The following is a 6516-nucleotide window of genomic DNA, read 5'->3' on the forward strand; positions in this document are numbered from 1 at the left end:
CACACGGCCGGCCCGACCAGGCCCGCCGCCACTCCCTGACCAGCAGGAGGCGTTGCCATGCCCGACCACCAAGACCCCACCCCCGCCCGCCCCTACCTGCCGGCGTTCGAAGCCCCCTACGAAGCGGCCTACCAGCAGCGCGTGAACGAACTCCTCGCCATGGAAGAGGCCGTCCTCGCCGCCCGTGCCGCCCGCCCTCTCCACCCGCACCACCAGCCCCTGATCATCCTCGACGAGCACCACCAGCCCGCCCGGCAGGCCGACACCATCCCCACCGGCGCCAAGACCTACGCCGTGGTCGCGTTGTCCACCGGCGGCTCCCTCGCGCTGGGAGGCCTGGGGCTGGCCGTAGCCGCCCCGGCCCTGGCCTCCCTCGCCACGCTCGCCGCCAGCGCCGCCGGCGTCGTCGTCACCATCGTCCTCGCGCTGCTGCTGGTCCACGCCACCAGCCGGCGCGACGGCGGCGGCACCCAGGTCCACGTCCACCGAGGTGCACGCGTCCGGGTCCGCAACCTCCACATCCGGTGACGGTCGCCCTGTCCTGGTCTCCGAACACCCCCTGTTGTGTATGGGCGTTCGGAGGCCAGGCAGGGCGACCGCCCTCACACCCCTTGGCCGCCGGCGCCCCGAGCACCGGCGGCCAACCCGTTCCCGACCCGAGGAGCCACCGTGTTGACCGTTCTGATCGCCGTGGCCAGCGCCATCGCCGGCACCCTCGCGACCAGCTTCGCCCAGCTCTTGGCCGACCGCCGCCGCCAGGCGCTCGCCGACCGCCGTGACCTCGCCGACGCGCTCGCCACCCTCCTCGCCGCCGTGCTCCGGCAGTGCGAGACCCAGTGGCTGAAGGTAGCCGCCGCTCGCGAGCAGCGGCCTGACACCCCCGAAGCCCGCGTGATCCGGTACGCCGCGCGTACCGCTGCCTCAACCGCCGTCGACCGCCTCATGATGACCACCGCCGACCCCGATCTGCTCGCCGCCGCACAGAAGGCGCTTGACGCCGCGAACGAGCTGGGCGACATCGAGCTGGGCCCAGCCGGGGCCGCTGGCCGATTCACCCCCGATGTCGAAGCCCAACTCACCAGCCTCCGCAGCCGCACCCGCCGTACCCGCACCGCGCTGCGCGCCCTCGGGGTCGCCCGCATCCGCCGTATCTGACGGCTGCCTGATCCACCCGCCCCGGCCGTGCTGAGGCCGGGGCGGGCGGTGACGGGGAGCCGGACAGCCCGGTATCCGACCGGAAGGAATCCCATGGCCCAGAAGCCCACGTTCCGCGCCAGCCACACCACGGTGATCGACCAGAGGCCCGTCGGCGCCCGGAGGAGCATCAGCATCCGCGAGGCACGCGCCGAGATCAGCAGGGCGCGCCGCTGCCGTACCGCCACCGTCCAGGTCCACGAGACGACCGACCGGGACGGAAAGGCGATGCACATCGCTCACGTCATGTTCGAGCCCGGTACCTGGGACGACACGCCCCAGGTGACCGACATCTTCGAGATCCCCACCGAAGCCTTCACCACGCTCTGACGGCTGCCTGATCCACCCGACCCGCCCTCCCAGCGCGCCGGGTGGTGACGGGGAGCCGGACAGCCCGGTATCCAGAGGAGGAAGGAACACCGTGGCTCAGCACGTCCCCACCGCACCGGCCCGCGTCGGCCGGGCGATCACCGCACGGCGCTGGACGGTCAGCGTCCTGCACGTCCTCGCCGAGGCCACCGACAACCTCACGGTCGCTGCGGCGGCCAGCCTCGCGGCGACGTCGATGTTCGAGTTCGGCCCGCAGTGGGCGCAGCTCACGAGCGCGTTCGACCTGACGCTGGCCCTGCTCGCCCTCTACGGCGCCGCGCGCCTCATCGGACCGGGCCTGACCGGCCTGGCCAACACGATGGACCCCGACCTGCACGACGGCCACGACCTGCGCGAGGCAGCCCGCCTGATCAACCAGACCTGGCAGGACCTGACCGCCGGCGCCGACCGCGACGACGTCCTGCGCAACCTCCACATCGCCACCCTCCCCGAGCAACTTGCTGGGCTCCTGGAGGAACTGGCCAAGGAAGAGCCGGAGGACACCAAGGTGCGGCTGTGGGACGCCGCCGACCAGCTGCGCGCCGTCGCGCGGACCCTCACCCCCCAGCAGTAAATCCGCCCCGGGATACCCCATGGCCCGCAGACCGGAACGGTCTGCGGGCCCTCTCCCTCCACCAGGAGTACACCAGCATGACCTCCCGAGCGGCGCGTGCCGCCGCCACCTACGCCGCCCTGACCGCTGCTCACGAGTTCGCCGACTACTGGGGTCAGCCGGATGCCCTGGCCGCGAGGAAGGGCGGTCCCGGCCCGGCCGGAGCCGCCGCCTGCGCCGGACACGTCGCCCTCTACACCGCCCTCCAGGCCGGCGCCCTCTACGGCGCCGACCGCCTCCTCGGACTCGGACTGCGCCCGCGCCGCGCGGCCGCCGCGCTGGCAATCTCCGCCGTGACCCACTACGCCGCGGACCGGCAGGGCGGCCACTGGCAGGACCCGCCCGAGACCGCGCGCGGCCTGGTCCGACTCGCCCAACGCACCGGGAAGGGCCGGTGGCTGGCCCGCGACCCCGGGGCCGGGCCCCTGCTGGATCAGTCCTGGCACAAGACGTGGGTCGCCATCGCGGCCGCCGTCACGGCCTGATCGGCCACCCGGCCTCGCCGCCGGCACCGCCTGCGGGGCGGTGCCGGCGACGTAGGCCGGGTGGCCGACCGCCACCGCCTCAACGCCCCGTTCCGAGACGAGAAGGGAGCCGTGGTGCTCACCACTGGAGCGATCCCGACCTACGAGTGGGGCGAGGCCCCCGACTACCTGGCCACCCGCCGCCAGCTCCGCGAAATGGGCCTAAGCCCTGGCGGCCACGACCCGGTAGCGCAACTCCGCTGCCGGCGCTGCCTGTACCGGCCGCTCCGCGACTGCACCCGGATGGCCATGCTGTTCCGCGTCGACCTGGCCCGGCCGAAGCGCGTACCGACCCTCGCGCAGGAGTGGGCGCTGGACCGGGCGATGGCGGCCCGGCAGACCTGCCCCGTCTGCCACGTGCGCTACCCCCACTGCCTGCCGCTGAAGACGCTCGGCAGCTGCTGGAACTGCTCCCCGCACGCCGCCGAGCTGGCGGCCACGCGCGTGGCCTGACCTCTCTGTCTATCAGGCAGGCCCGGCCACCAGCCGAGCCTGCCCGCTGGAGAAGGGAACCGCCAGATGCCCGCCGACCTGGCCGACCTCATCGCTCGCCGCCGCGCACAGGGCTCACGGCTGCTGGTGTGGCGCGACGCGAGCCACTACGACCATCGTGGTGAACGACCGTGCGTGTTGTGTGGCCGCCCTACCCCGTTGCGCTCCCACCGCCGGGAGCCCGCACACAAGACGTGCGCCGAGCAATGGCTGACTGATCACCCCGGCGACGACCGCTTCCTGTCCGACCCACCCGCCCGCCGCAGCGCGGACGACCACGCCTGACGAAGGAGACACCCACCGATGACGCGACTGAAGCTCACCATCACCCCCGTCCACCCCGACGGGACCGCCTGCACGCACAAGATGCGCCCGAGCGGAAAGCCGGCCGACCCGACATCCGGGTGCACCGGCAGGGCCCGCTACCGTGTCACCTGCTCCGGCTGCACCTGGACCGAGGAGCCCGGCCTCCGCGTGCTCGCAGAGGACGTCCGCAACGCCCACCGCCGCCTGCACATGCTCGGGCTCTCGCGCACCGGCCAGCCGCTGGCGCCCATCGCCATCACCAGCTACGGCGCCCGCCACAACGACCCACCACAGACCGAGCCGCACGCCGTGCTGGACCTGACCGAGGCCCTGCGCAACCCGGCCGACGACCCCGCGATGCGCTACCTCACCGGCCGGGACGACGCCGTCCGCCGTCACGTCCTGAACACCCCCGGCGCCGCCGACCTCATCGATCGCCTACTCCAGAACATCACCGCCGCGCACATCGTCGAAGAGCACATCGCCTGCACCTCCGCCGGCCAGGAGCCTCGAACCGTCCACGTCCACATCTACTGCCAGGGCGGCCGACACCGCTCGGTCGCCGTCGCCGACGAAGTCGCACGCGTCCTCGCCAGCGAGGGCCACGCGGTCGCTGTCGACCACCGACACATCAACCGCCCAGTGCTCCCCGCCCGCTCTTGACCGACACGATCCCTCCGCCCCTCTACGGCGCTACAACGCGCCGTAGAGGGGCTTTCTACGTTGTTGGGCCGGGACGGCCAACTGAGTACTACCGTGGCACCACAACCTCACCAGGGCGGCGCTGATGAGCACCAGAACCACGATGTCGTCCAGGTCGTCCGTCGTCCTGGGAAGGCCCCCGCACCTCGCTGACCATCGGAATTGCCGACCTCCCAAAATTGGGAGGTCGGCAATTCCCGACGTCTGGATAGGTAGTGTCCTAGCCATGCTGATCGCCAACATCGCCCCGAGGTCCATGGGCAAGACCACCGACACAGGGTGGATGCTCCACGCCCTCTACGAAGCCGAAGCGCCCGATGGGACCAAGAAGTACAAGCCCCGAGGCTACGACGCCGACCACTCTCGCCAGCTCCATACCTGGGCAACGGGCCCCGGCGAGTTCCCTATGCCCGTCGAGTTGGCCGCCACCGCCCGGTTCCACCGCGAAGTCCACCCACCCGAGGGCTGGATCAGCGTGGTCGACTGCGGCCACACCGAGAACCACCCCGACATCACCGACAGCGTGCTGCGCGTCGCCGACCTGGTGATTCTCCACCTCACGCCCAGCACCGCAGATATCCAGCGCGTCGTTGACCCGCCTGTCGGCGTGCCGATCGCGGACATGGTCGCCCGCTCCGCAGCTCTTCGCCCCGATAGCAAGGCGCCGCCGGCCTGGGCTCTGCTCAACCGAGTGGTGCCCCCCCGCACGGAGGCCGGAGCCGGGGTGAAGCGTAACGCCAAGTCCACCGTCGATGCCCGCGACTGGCTGGAGTCAGAGGGCTGGAGAGTGCTCGACACGACCATCCGAACCGTGGAGGACTTCAAGCAGAGCATCGGCCAGCCCATCACCGACGCCAGCTCAACCGAGTTCGGCGATCTCATCCGCGAGTTGGAGAACAGGGGCCTGCTGAAGTGACACCGCCACGCCGACGCGGAGGCATGGCCGCCGCCCGGGAACGTATGCAGGGGAGCACCGCCACCACGACCGCAGAGGAGCCGGCCCCGGTCCCGACCCAGGCGCCAGCTCCTGCCATCGACCCGTTTGCCCCGCCTACCGAGACCGGCCGCCCGCAGCCTCTCACCCCGGAGGTCATTCCCGACCCGCCGGCCGCGCCGCGCGCGGAGACAGACAACAGCGCGCTCACACCTGAAGAACGTGCGGATTACACAGCATGTGAGCGGGCACTGGACCACTACTCGCAAGCGACCTGGATGTATGGGAAGGCACTCCAGGCAATCCGCGACTCGCGCTATTACCGTGAAGAATTTGACACATGGGTCGAATTCCTCGAAGTACGCCGAGGCATCAGCGAATCCCACGCTCACCGCTTCATCGAAGAATGGCCACTGGCACAGGCACTCTCCCAAACACTGGGCAAGCCCGCAGTGCAAAGCCACGTCACACACCTATTGCCCGCAGCCAAGACGTACGGAATCAACGCAGCGCTGGACTACTACCAGCTCATGCAGAACCGCGCTGAGAGCCAGGGCGTCCGACTGGTAGGCAAACACGTCCACGCACTTGTAAGGCTGCTCATCGCGCAGGCCGGCCGTAAGGCCGAGCCCGCCCAACTCCAGGAGACCGCACAGGCAATCGTCCAGGCCGCCGAGGAACTTGCCCCGGTGCCCATCACCGCCCCTGCGGACTCGGCGCCTCCGAGGGAACTGGAGGCAACCCCGGCGGCGCGTCCAGCGCGCACCGCCCTCCAGGACCTGGAGGGCGCAGTGGAAGACATGCGGCGCGTAATGCGGGCACTGCGTCCCTCAGCCGTCCAACAGGCCCGAGAGGAAGACCCGAAGCGGACGGAAAGGATCTGGGAGGATCTGAAAGCCGAGATCAGGAGCGCAGATCAGCGAATCCGCCGTCAGGAAAAGAAATCGAGCCAGAAGAAACAGGATTCTGTGTCAACTCCGGATTCCTTGGCGAGAATTCCGGACGCAGAATCCAGCGAAGATGACGCCGAATCAAATCGGGATTGAGGAAAGGGGCGACGGACGCCTCTTGCTTCTCGTCTGTATGGTGTAGACCTGTTGGCCGGGTGGGTGTGGGTGGTGGTGGCCGGCCTCTGACGGGGTGTACGCTGGTTCCGAGGGCAGCATCCCCACCCTCTAGCCAGCACTCCCCGTCACCACCCATCAAGGGTAGGGAGCGCGGAGCGCGACCAGCCCGACCCCGGCCCTTTCTCTCAACACCCGGCCCCACAAGGTCAGTTCACCCCCTTGACGCCCGCACAAGCGGGGCCAGGCCGGAGGCCGGCCCCGCCACCCCATCCCTGCCCGCGCCCGTCGGTAGCGGGCCCGCCCCCGGCCGGGCCC

Annotated in this window: 10 protein-coding genes; all 10 read left to right on the plus strand. The window is 70.7% G+C overall.

The window, feature by feature from the left end:
- Positions 1–57 precede the first annotated feature (57 nt).
- The 10 genes from EBN88_RS14260 to EBN88_RS30220 all read left to right on the plus strand — a co-directional run bounded on the left by EBN88_RS14260 (position 58) and on the right by EBN88_RS30220 (position 6180).
- Positions 58–528: a hypothetical protein gene (locus EBN88_RS14260; RefSeq protein ID WP_122184247.1), complete on the plus strand. Its 471-nt coding sequence runs from the start codon at positions 58–60 to the stop codon at positions 526–528.
- A 141-nt stretch (positions 529–669) separates the two neighbouring features.
- Positions 670–1155 (plus strand): hypothetical protein, encoded by a 486-nt coding sequence (locus EBN88_RS14265; RefSeq protein WP_122184248.1) that lies wholly within the window; start codon positions 670–672, stop codon positions 1153–1155.
- A gap of 93 nt (positions 1156–1248) precedes the next feature.
- Complete coding sequence (locus EBN88_RS14270) at positions 1249–1524, plus strand: hypothetical protein (RefSeq protein WP_122184249.1); 276 nt, start codon at positions 1249–1251, stop codon at positions 1522–1524.
- Positions 1525–1615: 91 nt separating this feature from the next.
- Positions 1616–2137: a hypothetical protein gene (locus EBN88_RS14275; protein WP_122184250.1), complete on the plus strand. Its 522-nt coding sequence runs from the start codon at positions 1616–1618 to the stop codon at positions 2135–2137.
- Between the two features lie 77 nt (positions 2138–2214).
- Complete coding sequence (locus EBN88_RS14280) at positions 2215–2661, plus strand: hypothetical protein (protein ID WP_199742357.1); 447 nt, start codon at positions 2215–2217, stop codon at positions 2659–2661.
- A gap of 114 nt (positions 2662–2775) precedes the next feature.
- The gene (locus EBN88_RS14285) at positions 2776–3153 is read left to right on the plus strand and encodes an RRQRL motif-containing zinc-binding protein (protein WP_325052752.1); all 378 of its coding nucleotides are present in this window, start codon (positions 2776–2778) and stop codon (positions 3151–3153) included.
- A 66-nt stretch (positions 3154–3219) separates the two neighbouring features.
- Positions 3220–3477 carry a hypothetical protein gene (locus EBN88_RS14290; protein WP_122184251.1) on the plus strand — a complete coding sequence of 86 codons (258 nt, stop codon included), beginning with the start codon at positions 3220–3222 and terminating at the stop codon, positions 3475–3477.
- Positions 3478–3495: 18 nt separating this feature from the next.
- Positions 3496–4161: a RapZ C-terminal domain-containing protein gene (locus tag EBN88_RS14295; protein WP_122184252.1), complete on the plus strand. Its 666-nt coding sequence runs from the start codon at positions 3496–3498 to the stop codon at positions 4159–4161.
- Positions 4162–4426: 265 nt separating this feature from the next.
- Positions 4427–5116 carry a plasmid partition protein gene (locus EBN88_RS14300; RefSeq protein ID WP_122184253.1) on the plus strand — a complete coding sequence of 230 codons (690 nt, stop codon included), beginning with the start codon at positions 4427–4429 and terminating at the stop codon, positions 5114–5116.
- 23 nt (positions 5117–5139) lie between these two features.
- Positions 5140–6180: a hypothetical protein gene (locus EBN88_RS30220; protein WP_147472726.1), complete on the plus strand. Its 1041-nt coding sequence runs from the start codon at positions 5140–5142 to the stop codon at positions 6178–6180.
- Positions 6181–6516: the final 336 nt, after the last annotated feature.

It is taken from the genome of Streptomyces triticirhizae (genome assembly GCF_003696235.1).
GTDB lineage: Bacteria > Actinomycetota > Actinomycetes > Streptomycetales > Streptomycetaceae > Streptomyces > Streptomyces triticirhizae.